Source organism: Geoalkalibacter sp., assembly GCF_030604225.1.
Classification (GTDB): domain Bacteria; phylum Desulfobacterota; class Desulfuromonadia; order Desulfuromonadales; family Geoalkalibacteraceae; genus Geoalkalibacter.
Window position 1 is genome coordinate 1 of the sequence record NZ_JAUVWH010000086.1, and the last position, 14,117, is coordinate 14,117.

Consider the following 14,117-nt stretch of genomic DNA (forward strand, 5'->3'; position numbering starts at 1 on the left):
CAGGAGCGCCCGGCGGTCAGTTCCTTTGGTTCTCCGCCCGCTCCTGCCGCGTCCCCCGGAGCGGCGCGGCGCATACTGCCGCCACCGCGCCCGGCGGGGCGCTAATCTCATGCATTGTTTTCAACCCCAGCCAAGGGTGATGTCCTGATGAACCTGTTCCTGTCCTTGTCGGTCCGCCGCGCCATTGCCGGCGTCTTGTCCCTGTGGATGCTGCTGAGCGGTTGCGCCACCACCATGCCCAATGCGATCAGTGGTGATGATCTGATGGCCACCGGTCAGTACGATCTGGCGGTTGCTAAGTACATCCAGGCCCTGGAATCGGATCCGAGCAGCCACCAATACCGACTTAAATTGCAGGAGGCCCGAGTGCTTGCCGGACGCGAACACCACCGTCGCGGCCTTGGCTTGGCGGCTGATGGTCGGTTTCCTGATGCGATCAATGAGCTGCAGCTCGCAATCAACTTCGACCCCTCCTTGGATATCGCCCGTCAGGATTTGGAAGCAGTGCGACGGAAAGTTCGTTCACAGCGGTTGACCGAAGATGCGGAGAATTTTTTCCGTTCGCGAAAGTTCGTTCATGCCAAACAGGTGCTCAACCGCGCCCTGGAACTTGACCCGAGCAACCAGGGTGCCCGGGACCTGATGGAGCGGGTGCGCGCCGCCCACGTTACGGTCCTGGATGGATTTGAGCTCGACGTCACCGCCGACAAGCCGATCACCCTCAAGTTTCAGGAAGCCAACTTGCAGGATGTGTTCAACATCCTTTCGCAACTCTCTGGCATCAATTTTCTCTTCGATGAAGAGATTCGTGGTGAAAAGGTCACCGTGTTTCTGGAAAATGCGACCTTTGCCCAGGCTCTGGAACTGCTCATGAAGATGAAGGGTCTGGCCCGCAAGGTTCTCAACTCAAAAACGATTCTGCTCTACAGCAAGACCAAGGAGAAAGAAAAGCAATACGAAGACCACATCATCCAGACCTTCTACCTGTCCAACATCGATGCCAAGAAGGCGGTCAACCTGCTGCGAACCATGTTGCAACTGCGGCGGATTTTCGTGCACGAGGAACTTAACGCCCTGGTCATTCGCGATCTTCCCGAAGTCATCCGCCTTTCCCAGCAGATCCTTGAGGCGGCCGATCGCGCTGATTCGGAGGTCGTGTTTGATGTCGAACTCATCGAAGTCAGCCGAGGCGACGAATCGCGTCTGGGCGTGCTTCTCAATGCCTACTCGATTAGCCTCGGCATGTCCAATCCCGGCAGCGGGACCATCGTCTCCAATACCTTGACCTCCGGTGGTTCAAACGAAAATCTGGTCAGTGGCCTCTCCGGCCTTGAAAGTTTCTATACGTTGCCGGCGGCAACCTTCGATTTTGCCAAGACCCTCGCCGGCACGGAATTGCTGGCCAGCCCCAAGATTCGTGTCAAAAACCGCGAGAAAGCCAAGGTGCACATCGGCAGCCGTGAGCCGGTCATCACCGTCACCCTGACCGGGGATACCCAACGCTCCGATAACGTTCAGTACGTTGATGTCGGGGTCAAGCTCAACGTTGAGCCGACGGTGCAGCTCGATAATTCCGTCATCACACGGCTCAACTTGGAAGTCAGCAGCATCTCTGACAGGCGTACCCTGGAGAGCGGCACCTCGGTTTTTACCATCACCACCACCAATGCTGAAAGCGTGCTGACCTTGCGCGACGGCGAACGGACCGTGATCGGTGGACTCATTCGCGACAACAAGGCACAGGTTTCGCGCTCTGTACCTTTCTTCGGCGATTTGCCTCTGTTCGGCTCCCTGTTTACCCATCGCACTGAAGATTCGATCAAGCGAGAAATACTCCTTTCCATCACCCCGCGCATCGTCAAGAACCTGGAAATGCCGCTGCCCGAGGTGGCGACCATCTGGTCCGGCGGCGAGGATGATCTGCGCACCGGCCCCAACTTCGGCGCCTTCATACCCGAGTTCGCGCCCGAGTTGGAAAAGGGCAATCCGGCGGCCGTGCCACGCCTGGTCGAACCGCGCGAACCGCGTTTGCCGGTGCCCGACGAAGCCCCGCCCGCGGAACCGACACCGGCTCCGGCCCAGGCTCCGGCAGCCTTGCCCAGCGAACCTCAGGCCTTCGTTCCACCGCCCTCCGCGCCGGCCTTGCCGCCTGCTCCGGTCGTGGAATCCCCGGTCGTGGCGATTGCGCCGGTTCCCGTTCCGCAGCCCGAGCCGCAGGTGGCTCCGCCCACGCCCCCTCCCGTGGCTGCGCGCGAGCTTGAAGCGGTTGTCGTGGCGCCCATCGTGCCCATCGAGATCGCCGGAGTGCCGGGCATGGGCCAGGTCTTTTTGGGCGGTCCGGAGCTGGTGCGCCAGGGCGAAACCTTTGCCCTGAGCATCAATGTCGCCGAGGTGCAAAGCCTCTACAGTGCGCCCCTTTATCTTAATTTCGATGCCGACAAGCTCGAATTCGTGCGCGCGCGGGAAGGCGATTTTCTAAAAAGCGGTCAGCGGCCGACGATTTTCACCTCCAGCATCGCCCGCCCGGGAACCCTGATCGTGGGCTACAAGCAGGGGACCGGCGACGTCGGCGCGTCCGGCGGCGGCGAATTGTTCAGGGTGGAATTTCGCGCCCGCGCGCCCGGCGTGACGCAGGTCGAGGTCGATCGCGTCAATTTCCGCAACCCCGCCGGGGAGCGGATTTCGGTGGTGCCCACGGCCAAGCGGGTGGAGGTTCGCTGAGTTCCATGAACGCCCTGCGGCAGGTTTTGCGGTCCCGGTCCGGATTGACCTTCATCGAGTTGGTGCTGGCCATGGCCATCCTCTCGGTGATCGCGGCGGTGACCATGCCCCTGGCCGAAATCAGCGTCAAGCGCGGCAAGGAAGTGGAACTGCGGCGCGCCCTGCGCGAAATCCGCACCGCCCTCGATGAGTACAATGCCGACTGGAAACGGGCGGTGGCCGAGCGTCGCTACATTCCCAGCATCGATGAAACCGGCTACCCCGAGGAGTTGGAGGAATTGGTCGAGGGCAATGACTGGGGTGGCCTGTACCCCTACAAACGCAAGTACCTGCGCCGCATTCCCCGCGACCCCTTCGACCGCTGGGACCAGGGCTGGGGCATGCGCGCCTACAAGGACGATCCCGATTCCACGGTCTACGGGGGCGGGGATATCTATGATGTTTTTTCCCAAAGCGACGGGGTGGCCCTCGACGGCACCTACTACAACACCTGGTAAGGATCCGATGCGCAGACACCACCATTGGTCGGCGGGATGCTCCCGAGGCTTTACCCTGATCGAGATCCTCATCGTCATGACGATTCTCGGCATCCTGGCGACCATCGCCGTGCCGAGCTATCAGCACAGCGTCATTCGCGCCCGCGAGGCGGCCTTGACGGAAAACCTCTATCAGATGCGCCAGGCCATCGACGCCTATTTCGCCGACAACGCCGCCTATCCCGATTCCCTCGATGCTCTCATCGACGCGCGCTATCTGCGCCTGATTCCCGTCGATCCCTTCACCCGCCGCGCCGATACCTGGCTGACTGTTCCGCCCGAACCCCGTGAGAGCGGTGAACTCGAGGAAGGCTGGGTGTTCGACGTGTTTAGCGGCAGCGACCTTGTCGGTCTCAACGGCGTGCCCTATCGCGAGTGGTAGCATGATCCAGTTGCACAACGTCAGCAAGGCTTACCAGAAGGACTCGTCCGCCCTCGACCAGATCTCCCTCAAGATCGAGAAGGGCGAATTCGTCTATTTGACCGGCGCCTCCGGGGCCGGCAAGTCGACCTTGCTCAAGCTGCTCTACGGCGGCGAGCGACCCAATCGGGGGCAGATTCTCCTCGACGGGCGCAACATCACGCGCATGGGCCCGCGTCAGCTGCCCCTGGTGCGGCGGCGTTTGGGCATCGTTTTTCAGGATTTCAAACTGATCAGCACGCGCACGGTGTTCGAGAACGTCGCCTTCGCCCTGGAAGTGCAGGGGCGCAAGCGTTTCGAGATCAGCAAAAAGGTCTATGCCGCGCTGAAAAACGTGGGACTGGAACACAAACTCAATCGACGTCCCCTGGAGCTGTCCGGCGGCGAGCAGCAACGGGTCGCCGTGGCGCGCGCCCTGGTGGTCGATCCCATCGTGCTGCTGGCCGATGAACCCACCGGCAATCTCGATCCCGAAACCACCCTGGAGCTCATGGATCTGTTCAAAAGCGCCAATGCCCGGGGTTCCACGGTGGTCATGGCGACCCACGACCGCGAGCTGATCCGGCGATTTCCGCGTCGCGTGATCACCCTTGATGCCGGCCGGGTGGTGGAAGATCGCCATGTTTGACATCCTGCCCTATTTTTTCCGCCGCGCCCTGCGCAACATGGCGCAGAGCCCTTTTCTGTGCATCGCCGCCGTGGCGACGGTCACGGTGTCGCTGACCATCGTCGCCTTTTTCGTCATCATCGTCTTCAATGTGGAGAAGATCACCGCGCGCTGGAGCCAGGAAGTGCAGGTGGTGGCCTACCTGGATCAGGTGCCGGCGCCCGCCGTGCTCGACCAGCGGGTGCGGGACATCCGCAAGATCGAAGGAGTCGCCGAGGTCGAGGTGGTCAGTCGCGAACAGGCCTTCGAGCGCTTCCGCGGCCGCCTCGGTCAACATGCCGAGTTGCTTGAGGGCGTGGATCCGCAGATTCTTCCCGCATCCCTGGAAATTTCCCTGAAACCCGACTACCGCAACCGCCAGGGGGTGGAAAACCTGGTGGCCGCTCTCAAAGCGCGCGGCGACCTGGGCGATCTGCGTTACGGCCACGACTGGCTGGTGCGCTTTGAAGCCTTTCTCGGGCTGCTGCGCCTGATGGGGCTGGTGTTGGGTGGATTTCTGTTGTTCGCTACGTTGTTCATCGTTTCCAACACCATTCGTTTGACGCTGTTCGTTCGCCGGGACGAACTGGAAATCATGGCCCTGGTCGGCGCGACGCCCCTGTTCATCAAAACGCCCTTCATCATCGAGGGCGCCCTGCAGGGCCTGTGCGGCGGCCTGCTCTCCCTGAGCGGCGTTTATCTGGTCTACCGGCTGTTCCTGCGCGAGGGGTTGGGAACCCTGCTGTTCACCGCCGGCGGCTCGGAAGTGCTGTTCCTGCCGCCTGCCTACCTGGTGGGGCTCATCGGCCTCGGGCTGTTTCTCGGGGTGTTCGGCAGTCTCGGCGCCCTGCGCAAATTCGTGCGGATCTGAAGCCGGGGCATCGGGATGCGAAGCGTCGCATGGACCTTTTTGCTGCTGAGCCTGCTGTTTCCCCTGGCGGTACGCGCCCAGAATCTTGAGGAAAGCCGCAAGACCCTGCAGGAGGTGCAGGCGCGCATCGAGGCCGCGGGCCGTGCCCTGGCCGACAAGCAGGCCGGCGCGCGCTCCCTGGAAAAGGAACTCAAGGCGGTGGAGGCCGATCTGGCCAAGCTCAATCGCCAGATCGGCGAGTTGGAGCGCCGTGACCGCGAACTGGGCACCCAGATCCACAACCGCGAGCGTGAAGCCAAGGCCGCCCGGGATCGCGTCGAGCAGATGCGCAAGCTGGTCGATCGCCGGCTCGTCGCCCTGTACAAGGAGGGCGAGGCGGGCCCCATGAGCATTCTCTTCTCCAGTCGCTCACCCGCCCACATGGCGGAGGAATATGACTACATGGCGCGGGTGCTGGCCCACGATCGGGAACTGCTCAACGATTTCCGCAAGCTGGTGGTCGAGGCCGAGACCGCCCGCGCCCGGCTTGAAGCCTCGCGCGCCGAGCAGCGCGCGGTGCTGGCCGGCGTCAAGGAAAGCCGCGCCACGGTGCAGCAGGCGACTCAGCTCAAAAGCCGTTTGCTGGCGCGCACCAAGCAGGAGGCCACGGGCCTTGACAAGCAGGTGCGCGAACTGCGCGAGCAGGCGGCGGAACTGGCCAAGCTGGTCAAAAAACTTGAAGCGGAAAAATCCCGTGGGTATACTGGCGGCGGTGTTTTTTCCAGTCTCAAAGGGCGCCTGCCCTGGCCGGTCAAGGGGCCGGTCATCCTCGGTTATGGTCCGCAAACCCATCCCGAACTGGGTACCACCTTCGACAGTCAAGGAATCGAAATCGGTGCCACCGGCGACGTCCCGATCAAGGCGGTCGCGGACGGCCGGGTGGTGTTCGCCAACTGGTTCAAGGGTTACGGCAATCTGTTGATTCTGGACCATGGTGACGGTTACCATACCCTGTACGCGCACGGTGCCCGGCTGGCCAAGACCGTCGGCGACGTGGTGAAGCAAGGTGAACCCATCGCCCAAGCCGGATTGCCCGGGGTGCGCGGCATCTATTTCGAGGTACGGCAGGGTGGGGCGCCCCAGGATCCGCGCGCCTGGCTTGGACGTCCTTGAGGCGCAGGCCCTTTTCCCTCATCCGAAGGAGATTCCATGGCTCCACGTAGAAAGCCGGTCATCTTCCTGTTGTTGGTCGCTTTGCTGGTGGTCGGGTTGGTGTCCACGGACAAGGTCCATCGCCTGGCCGTCGCCCAGGCCGGCCCCGCCGAATATCAGGAACTCGATCTCTTTACCGACGTTTTGGCTCTGGTGCGCAAAAGCTATGTCGAGGAGGTGCCCCTTAAGGATTTGATCCACGGCGCCATCAACGGCATGCTCGCCGCTCTTGACCCGCACAGCTCCTTTCTGCCGCCGGAAATGTACCAGGAGATGAAGATCGATACGCGCGGCGAGTTCGGCGGGCTGGGCATCGAGATCAGCATTCGTGACGGCATTCTCACCATCGTCGCGCCCATCGAGGACACCCCGGCGCATCGTGCCGGTCTCAAGGCGGGCGATCAGATTCTCAAGATCGAGGATCGCTTCACCAAGGACATGAGCATCATGGATGCCGTCAAGCTCATGCGCGGCAAGCCCGGCACCACGGTGACCATCACCATCATGCGCGATCTCTTCGACAAGCCCCAGGAATTCACCCTCAAACGCGAGATCATCAAGGTGCGCAGCATCCGCGCCCAGACCCTGGAGGACGGCTTCGGCTATCTGCGCGTCACCCAGTTTCAGGAACGCACGGGGGATGATCTGCACAAGGCCCTGGATCTGTTGCGCAAGGAAAACCAGGGGACGCTCCAGGGCCTGGTTCTCGATCTGCGCAACAATCCCGGCGGACTGCTCGATCAGGCGGTGGAGGTGGCCGACGCCTTCCTGCGCGAAGGCTTGATCGTTTACACCGAGGGGCGGGAGGCGGCCAGCCAGTTGCGCTTCAGCGCCCGCAAGAGCGGTTCCGAGCCCGATTATCCCATGGTCGTGCTGATCAACGGCGGCAGCGCCAGCGCCTCGGAAATCGTCGCCGGCGCCCTGCAGGATCATCAGCGCGCCGTGGTCATGGGCACCCAGAGCTTCGGCAAAGGCTCGGTGCAGACCATCATCCCCCTCGGCGATCAGTCGGGGTTGCGCCTGACCACCGCACGCTACTACACGCCCAACGGCACCTCCATCCAGGCCCGCGGCATCACGCCCGACATCCTGGTGAATCCCCTGGAGGTCAGTGAGGCCGCGGAGGAAAGTCACATCCGCGAGAAGGATCTTGAACAGCACATGAATGGCGCGGAACCCACGGAGGGCGGGCCGCAATTTCACCTCGACGAGCAGATGCGCAAGGATTATCAACTGATGCGCGCCCTGGATCTGCTCAAGGGCTGGCAACTGCTCAAGAAACTCGACCCCAAGGCCGCCTGAGATTCTTTAATCGGCACACTGAGGGGGGATCAACACATCCCCCCTTGTTTTTTGCGTGGATGGCATGGCAAAGAAGAAGCGCAGTCGCAAGGGCCGGCGGCCCGCCAAAAAAACTCCGCCGACGGCGCGGGAGCTCAAGGTATGGTTGGCGGCCCTGTTTCTGCTGGTGTTTCTGGTCGGCAGCCTGAGTCTGCTGCAGATGCTGCGCCAGTCCCTGACTCCGGCCCCGCCGATGGCCAAGGCCCCGGTGAGCGAAGCGGTCAAGGCGCCGCCCGCGCAGCGGCCGCAGCCGATCATCGCCATGCCGCCGGCGCCCGTCGAGGAACCGCCCGCCGCCCCGCTACCCGCGCCGCCGGAAGCACCGGAACCCCTTGCGCCCGCGGCCCCCGTCCCGCCCGCGGCCCCCGCGCCGGAGCCGCTGATCGCCGCGCCGCCCGGCACCTTTCGGGTCGCCATCATTGTCGATGATCTCGGCCAGGATTTGCAGGCGGCCCGCACCCTGCTCGGCCTGGATCTAGACCTGACCTTCGCCGTCCTGCCAAATCTTTCGCACAGCGCGCGCACCGCCGAGCTGGCTCATCGCGCCGGGCGCGAGGTCATCGTCCACATCCCCATGGAACCCATGGATTTCCCCCGGAAAAATCCCGGTGCCAACGCCCTGATGGATAATCTTGCCGAGGAGGAGATTCGCCGGCGCCTGCAACTTCACCTGGCGCAGGTTCCCCACGCCGTGGGCGGCAATAACCACATGGGTTCGCGCTTCACGCGCAATCGTGACGGCATGCAGGTGGTGATGGATGAACTCGCCGAACGCGGGTTGTTTTTCGTCGACAGTCTGACCAGCGGCTCCTCGGTGGCGGCGGCGACCGCCGAGCAGTTCGGCGTGCCGCGCGCGGTGCGCGATGTGTTTCTCGACAACGAACAGGACGTGGGCAGGATCCGCCACGAGTTGCAGCGCCTGATCCGTCTGGCGCAAAAAAACGGCAGCGCCATCGCCATCTGTCATCCCTATCCCCAGACCCTGGAAGCACTACGGCTGGAGAAGGCGTCCTTCGCCCGCGCCGGGATCGAGGTGGTGCGGGTCTCTCAGTTGTTGCGGCGCGGCTGAGTCGCGATTAGGACGCGGCGCCGTCGACGGCGGGCTGGGGGGCGCTTTCGGCCTCTTTCTGGGCCAGGCGTTGGGCGATTTCCATGGCGCGTAGAACCGGGGTGTTTTGCAGATCCTGGTAAACTTGGCGGGCGAGTTGGGTGAACTGGCTGTGCACCTCGGTGTTGCGTCCGTAGGTGAGAACGGGATAGATTTTGCCTTCGGGGTTGGTGTTGAGGGATTCGACCTTGGGGCTTTTGGAGATATAGCCGTCGAAGCAGCGGTAGCCGCGGTTGATGGCGTAGGCACGCAGCAACTCGCTGAGGTTCTTGAAGGGGCCGTCGAAGCGGATGCGCGAGTCGATCAGGCAGGGCAGCAGGCGCAGAGTACGGCGCGGCAACCCGCAGCGGTCGAAAAATTCGTGCAGGTGGCGACAGTTTTCCAGGGAGGGGGCGTCCTTGACCGGTACGATCACCCGGTCGGCGGCGAACAAGGCGTTGCGCGTGAGGATGTCGAGATCCGGGCGGGTGTCGATGATCAGCACCCCGGAGAGTCGGGAGGTCGCCAGAACCAGGCCGAGATCGGCCAGGGTGCGTGTCTGGCGGCGCAACTCCTCCACCTCGCGCCAGCTGGGAATGAACTGCACGCCGTACTGGCCGAGTTCCAGCAGCTCTTCCGGCGGCGTGCCGGCGAGCAGTTCGCGCACCGTGCCGGCGCCGGGGTTGGCGGCGCGGCCGATACGGAACATGCGGTCGACGGAAAAATGGTTGTCGAAGCTCAGCAGGGTGACGGGCAGATCCTCGACCAGGGCCTTGAGGTAGATGGCCAGATTGGTGGCGAGGGTGGTTTTGCCGACTCCGCCCTTTTCGCTGGAAATGGTAACGACGTAGGGTCCCGTCATGGGACGTTCTCCTTGGGTGGGATGCGCCTGCCTATATTGCGGCAAGCCGCCGCCTCTGTCAATTGTCCAGCCATGATGAAGCAGCCCGTGCCGATCCTCAGCGTTTCGCGCCTTGCCGCCCTGCTCAAGGAGACGGTGGAGGACAATTTCGTCCAGGTGCTGGTCGAGGGCGAAATCTCCAATTTTTCCCGTCCCGCCTCGGGGCATTGCTACTTTTCCCTCAAGGATGAGCGCGCCCAGGTGCGCGCCGTCATGTTTCGCGCTCAAAACCGGTTGCTGCCCTTCACCCCGGCGGACGGCCTGCAGGTGATCTGCTCGGGACGGGTGAGCCTCTACGAGCCGCGTGGCGAGTTGCAACTGGTGGTCGAGGCCATGGAACCCAAGGGCCTCGGTGGACTGCAACTGGCCTTTGAGCAGCTCAAGGCCCGCCTGGCCGCCGAAGGGCTGTTCGACGCGGCGCGCAAGCGGCCGCTGCCGGCTTTCCCGCGCTGCGTCGGGGTGGTGACCTCGGCGGGCGGCGCCGTCATTCATGATATTCTCAACGTGTTGCGCCGGCGCGGCGCCGGGGTGCGGGTGCTGCTGCGTCCCGCCCTGGTCCAGGGCGCCACGGCCGCCGCCGACATCGCCGCGGGCATCGCCGAGCTCAACGCCCAGGGCGATGCCGACGTGCTCATCGTCGGGCGCGGCGGCGGCAGCCTGGAAGATCTCTGGGCCTTCAACGAGGAGGGGGTGGCGCGCGCCATCGCCGGCTCGCGGATTCCCATCATTTCCGCCGTGGGCCATGAAACGGATGTGACCATCGCCGATTTCGTCGCCGACCTGCGCGCTCCCACCCCCAGCGCCGCCGCCGAGCTGGTCGCTAAAAGCCGCCTGGAACTTGAAAGCCATCTCGACCATCTGGGCTTGCGCCTGGCGGCGCGCATGGAGGCGCGGGTGGCGCTGCTGAGCGAACGCTTGGGAGGCCTGGAGCGGCGCCTGCGCTCGCCGCGCGAGCAGCTCAAGCAGTGGCAGGCGCGCTGCCGAGAACTGGAAGCGCGCCTGCCCCGCGCCCTGCAAGCGCAGCTGCATCGCCGCCACCAGCAACTGGCCGCGGCGGCCGGACGCCTGGATGCCCTCTCGCCCCTGGCGGTCCTGGCGCGCGGCTACGCCATCGTGTTCCGGGAAAAAACCGGGCAGGCCGTGCGCCGCGCCCAGGATCTCGCGGTCGGGGAGGGGCTCGATATCCGCCTCGCCGAGGGCCGCCTGAGCGCCGAAGTCAAAAACGTTGACGGGGAAACTTCTTGACCCTCCTTCCGGCGGGTTGCAATAATCGCCGCACCCAGGGTTTGAAAACAGGAGAAAGCTTGGATGAACGACCTTTCCTTTGAACAGGCGCTGAAACAGCTCGAGGAGTCCGTGGCGCGCCTGGAAAGCGGCGATCTGCCCCTCGAGGAGGCCTTGGCCTGCTTCGAGCAAGGCGTGCGCAACGCTCAGGCCTGCCGCAAGGCCCTGCGCGACGTCGAAACCCGCATCGAGTTGCTGGTCAAGGACCAGGACGGCAACCTCGCCCTCAAGCCCCCGGCCGAGGATGAGTGACGGACGCCAACGGTAAAGGGTATGTCCCGACCGCCGCCCACCGACAATTGACCAATGACAAATGACCACACTGGAGGACTCTTGGATCTCAAAGCCTACCTCAGCGACAAAACCGCCCTGGTCGATGCCGCCCTCGACCGTTATTTGCCCGGCGCCGATACCCTGCCGGAAAAGCTCCATCAGGCCATGCGCTACTCGGTCATGGCCGGCGGAAAACGCCTGCGGCCCATCCTGATTCTCGCCTCCTGCGCCGCCGTCGGCGGCCGCGAGGAACTGGCCCTGCCCGCGGCCTGCGCCATGGAGATGATTCATACCTATTCCCTGATCCACGACGACCTGCCGGCCATGGACAACGACGATTTCCGTCGCGGCCGCCCCACCAACCATAAGGTTTACGGTGAAGCCACCGCCATTCTCGCCGGCGACGCCCTGCTCACCGAAGCCTTCGAGCTGCTCGCCGATCGCGCTCTCAACCCGGAGGTTCCCGCGGAAACCCTGCTGCGCGTCACCCACCTCATCGCCCGCTGCGCCGGTTCGACGGGCATGGTCGGCGGCCAGGTGGTGGACATGGAATCCGAGGGCAAGGAGATCGATTTTCCCACCCTCGAATACATCCACACCCGCAAGACCGGCGCCCTGATGCTTGCCTCGGTGCAGAGCGGAGCGCTCATTGGCGCCGCCGACGAGACCGCCTTCGACGCCCTGACCCGTTACGGCAGCGCCGCCGGCCTGGCATTTCAGATTGCCGATGATATTCTCAACGTGGTGGGCGATAGTTCCACCCTGGGCAAGGCGGCCGGCAGCGACGCCGAGCGCGGCAAGGCCACTTATCCGGCGCTCATCGGTCTCGATGCCAGCCGCTGCCGGGCGCGCGAGCTCAAGGATCTGGCCCTGGCCGCCATCGAGCCCCTGGGCGCCCCGGCCGAGCCCCTGCGCGCCATTGCCCGTTACATCGTCGAGCGGTCATCCTAGCTCACAATCCAACGGGACGCGGATTTTCAGGATGAACGCGGATGATAAAATCTTTTTTTGATTATTTTTGATCCGTTTTGATCCTGGCTTTTCCGCGTTGATCCGCGTCCAGACGGTTTTTCGGTTTCATCTTCGCAACGAGGCATCCCATGAGTTTTCTCGACGGTTTGACATCCCCCGCCCAGATCCGCGACCTCAGTCTCACCCAGGTTGAAGACCTGGCGGCGGAGATCCGCCAGGAGCTGGTCACTGCCGTGGCCGTGACCGGCGGCCATCTCGCCAGCAATCTCGGCGTGGTGGAATTGACCCTGGCCCTGCATCGGGTGTTCGACACGCCGCGCGACCGCATCGTCTGGGACGTGGGCCATCAGGCCTACACCCACAAACTGCTCACCGGGCGGCGCGAGCGCTTCTGCTCCCTGCGCCAGGCCGACGGGCTGAGCGGCTTTCCCAAGCGCGAGGAAAGCGAGTACGACTGCTTCGACGTGGGCCATGCCAGCACCTCCATCTCGGCGGCCCTGGGGCTGGCCGCCGCCCGCGACGCCCAGGGCGGCGACGAGAAGGTGGTGGCGGTGATCGGCGACGGTTCCCTCACCGGGGGACTCGCCTTCGAGGGCCTCAACCAGGCCGGGCATCTGAAAAAGGACCTCATCGTCATCCTCAACGACAACGAGATGTCCATCTCGCCCAACGTTGGCGCCATCTCCTCCTTTCTCAGCCGCAAGATGACCTCGGATCTCTTCGTGCGCTTCAAGAAGGAAACGCAGAACCTGCTCACCCATCTGCCCGGCTTTGGCCGCGACCTGGTCAACCTGGCGCGCCGTGCCGAGGATTCCCTGAAAGGCTTTCTCACCCCGGGGATGCTCTTCGAGGCCTTCGGCTTTGATTACGTCGGCCCCATCGACGGCCACAACCAGGCCGAACTCGAGGAAACCCTGCGCAACGTCTCGCGCCTCAAGGGCCCCTCCCTGGTGCATGTGCTGACCAAAAAAGGCAAGGGCTACGCGCCCGCCGAGGTCAATCCGTCCGCCTTTCACGGTGTCGGGCCCTTCAATGCCGAAACCGGCGAGATCGCCAAGAATCCCAAGGCCGCGCCCAGCTATACCTCCATCTTCGGCCGCACCCTGGTGGAGTTGGCCGAGGAGGACCCGCGCCTCATCGCCATCACCGCCGCCATGATCGAGGGCACCGGCCTCGAAACCTTCGCCAAACGGTTCCCCGAGCGCTTCTTCGATGTGGGCATCGCCGAGCAGCACGCCGTCACCTTCGCCGCGGGGCTTGCCTGCCACGGCCAGCGGCCGGTGGTCGCCATCTATTCGACCTTTTTGCAGCGCGCCTACGACAACGTGCTCCATGACGTCTGCCTGCAGAACCTGCCGGTGATTTTCGCCATGGATCGCGGCGGGCTGGTCGGCGCCGACGGCCCCACCCATCACGGCGTGTTCGACTATTCCTACCTGCGCCACATCCCCAATCTCACCTTCATGGTGCCGCGCGACGAGGTCCAACTGCGCCGCGCTCTCGCCACCGCCCTGGGCCATGAAGGCCCCTTCGCCTTGCGTTACCCGCGCGGTGAGTCCCTGGGCCTGAAGCTGCCCGCCAAGATCACCCCCGCGCCCATCGGCCAGGGCGAGAAACTGCGTGAAGGCCAGGACGGGGTGTTTTTCGCCCTCGGCACCATGGTCGGCGAGGCCTTGGCCGCCGCCGAGGAATTGGCGGGGGAGGGCATTGAGATGGCGGTGGTCGACGCCTGCTTCCTCAAGCCCCTCGATCGCACCCTGCTCCTCGCCGAAGCCCAGCGCACCGGCTTCGTCGTCACCTGCGAGGAAAACGCCCTGCAGGGCGGCTTCGGCTCCGCGGTCCTCGAACTTTTCGAGGAAACCGCCGTCACCGC

13 protein-coding genes are annotated in these 14,117 nt (G+C 63.9%); 12 read left to right on the plus strand and 1 reads right to left on the minus strand.

Annotated features, from left to right (window positions below):
• Positions 1-147 precede the first annotated feature (147 nt).
• From QAT43_RS10160 to QAT43_RS10195, 8 genes are all read left to right on the plus strand, one after another.
• Positions 148-2,721, plus strand: a complete 2,574-nt coding sequence (locus tag QAT43_RS10160) for a cohesin domain-containing protein (protein ID WP_305042957.1) — start codon at positions 148-150, stop codon at positions 2,719-2,721.
• 5 nt (positions 2,722-2,726) lie between these two features.
• Positions 2,727-3,218 (plus strand): type II secretion system protein, encoded by a 492-nt coding sequence (locus tag QAT43_RS10165; protein WP_305042958.1) that lies wholly within the window; start codon positions 2,727-2,729, stop codon positions 3,216-3,218.
• Between the two features lie 7 nt (positions 3,219-3,225).
• Positions 3,226-3,639: a type IV pilin protein gene (locus QAT43_RS10170; protein ID WP_305042959.1), complete on the plus strand. Its 414-nt coding sequence runs from the start codon at positions 3,226-3,228 to the stop codon at positions 3,637-3,639.
• Position 3,640: 1 nt separating this feature from the next.
• Entirely contained in the window at positions 3,641-4,306 is a 666-nt protein-coding gene (gene ftsE / locus QAT43_RS10175) for a cell division ATP-binding protein FtsE (protein ID WP_305042960.1), read from the plus strand.
• The gene (ftsX, locus tag QAT43_RS10180; RefSeq protein WP_305042961.1) at positions 4,299-5,195 is read left to right on the plus strand and encodes a permease-like cell division protein FtsX; all 897 of its coding nucleotides are present in this window, start codon (positions 4,299-4,301) and stop codon (positions 5,193-5,195) included. The genes ftsE and ftsX overlap by 8 nt, the downstream gene beginning before the upstream one ends.
• Before the next feature lie 15 nt (positions 5,196-5,210).
• Positions 5,211-6,347 (plus strand): murein hydrolase activator EnvC family protein, encoded by a 1,137-nt coding sequence (locus QAT43_RS10185; RefSeq protein ID WP_305042962.1) that lies wholly within the window; start codon positions 5,211-5,213, stop codon positions 6,345-6,347.
• Positions 6,348-6,383: 36 nt separating this feature from the next.
• A complete protein-coding gene (locus tag QAT43_RS10190) occupies positions 6,384-7,688 on the plus strand; it encodes a S41 family peptidase (RefSeq protein WP_305042963.1) in 1,305 nt (434 codons plus the stop codon).
• A gap of 64 nt (positions 7,689-7,752) precedes the next feature.
• Positions 7,753-8,796, plus strand: coding sequence for a divergent polysaccharide deacetylase family protein (locus tag QAT43_RS10195; RefSeq protein WP_305042964.1), 1,044 nt, complete (start codon positions 7,753-7,755; stop codon positions 8,794-8,796).
• A 7-nt stretch (positions 8,797-8,803) separates the two neighbouring features.
• Here QAT43_RS10195 and QAT43_RS10200 read toward each other — a convergent pair whose 3' ends face one another.
• Entirely contained in the window at positions 8,804-9,676 is an 873-nt protein-coding gene (locus tag QAT43_RS10200) for a ParA family protein (RefSeq protein WP_305042965.1), read from the minus strand.
• Between the two features lie 72 nt (positions 9,677-9,748).
• Between QAT43_RS10200 and xseA the strand changes: the two genes are divergently transcribed.
• The 4 genes from xseA to dxs form a co-directional block, all read left to right on the plus strand.
• A complete protein-coding gene (gene xseA, locus QAT43_RS10205; RefSeq protein ID WP_305042966.1) occupies positions 9,749-10,960 on the plus strand; it encodes an exodeoxyribonuclease VII large subunit in 1,212 nt (403 codons plus the stop codon).
• A 63-nt stretch (positions 10,961-11,023) separates the two neighbouring features.
• A complete protein-coding gene (gene xseB / locus QAT43_RS10210) occupies positions 11,024-11,251 on the plus strand; it encodes an exodeoxyribonuclease VII small subunit (RefSeq protein ID WP_305042967.1) in 228 nt (75 codons plus the stop codon).
• A gap of 81 nt (positions 11,252-11,332) precedes the next feature.
• The gene (locus QAT43_RS10215) at positions 11,333-12,223 is read left to right on the plus strand and encodes a polyprenyl synthetase family protein (RefSeq protein ID WP_305042968.1); all 891 of its coding nucleotides are present in this window, start codon (positions 11,333-11,335) and stop codon (positions 12,221-12,223) included.
• A 149-nt stretch (positions 12,224-12,372) separates the two neighbouring features.
• A partial coding sequence (gene dxs / locus QAT43_RS10220) for a 1-deoxy-D-xylulose-5-phosphate synthase (RefSeq protein WP_305042969.1) occupies positions 12,373-14,117 on the plus strand: 1,745 nt, incomplete at its 3' end.

Bases quoted from the DNA above. Each gene is read 5' to 3' on its own strand.
- QAT43_RS10170 (WP_305042959.1), top strand. From the start codon at position 3,226: ATGCGCAGACACCACCATTGGTCGGCGGGATGCTCCCGAGGCTTTACC.
- ftsE (WP_305042960.1), top strand. From the start codon at position 3,641: ATGATCCAGTTGCACAACGTCAGCAAGGCTTACCAGAAGGACTCGTCC.
- xseB (WP_305042967.1), top strand. From the start codon at position 11,024: ATGAACGACCTTTCCTTTGAACAGGCGCTGAAACAGCTCGAGGAGTCC.
- QAT43_RS10200 (WP_305042965.1), bottom strand. From the start codon at position 9,676: ATGACGGGACCCTACGTCGTTACCATTTCCAGCGAAAAGGGCGGAGTC.
- QAT43_RS10195 (WP_305042964.1), top strand. From the start codon at position 7,753: ATGGCAAAGAAGAAGCGCAGTCGCAAGGGCCGGCGGCCCGCCAAAAAA.
- xseA (WP_305042966.1), top strand. From the start codon at position 9,749: ATGATGAAGCAGCCCGTGCCGATCCTCAGCGTTTCGCGCCTTGCCGCC.
- QAT43_RS10185 (WP_305042962.1), top strand. From the start codon at position 5,211: ATGCGAAGCGTCGCATGGACCTTTTTGCTGCTGAGCCTGCTGTTTCCC.
- QAT43_RS10160 (WP_305042957.1), top strand. From the start codon at position 148: ATGAACCTGTTCCTGTCCTTGTCGGTCCGCCGCGCCATTGCCGGCGTC.
- QAT43_RS10190 (WP_305042963.1), top strand. From the start codon at position 6,384: ATGGCTCCACGTAGAAAGCCGGTCATCTTCCTGTTGTTGGTCGCTTTG.
- QAT43_RS10165 (WP_305042958.1), top strand. From the start codon at position 2,727: ATGAACGCCCTGCGGCAGGTTTTGCGGTCCCGGTCCGGATTGACCTTC.
- ftsX (WP_305042961.1), top strand. From the start codon at position 4,299: ATGTTTGACATCCTGCCCTATTTTTTCCGCCGCGCCCTGCGCAACATG.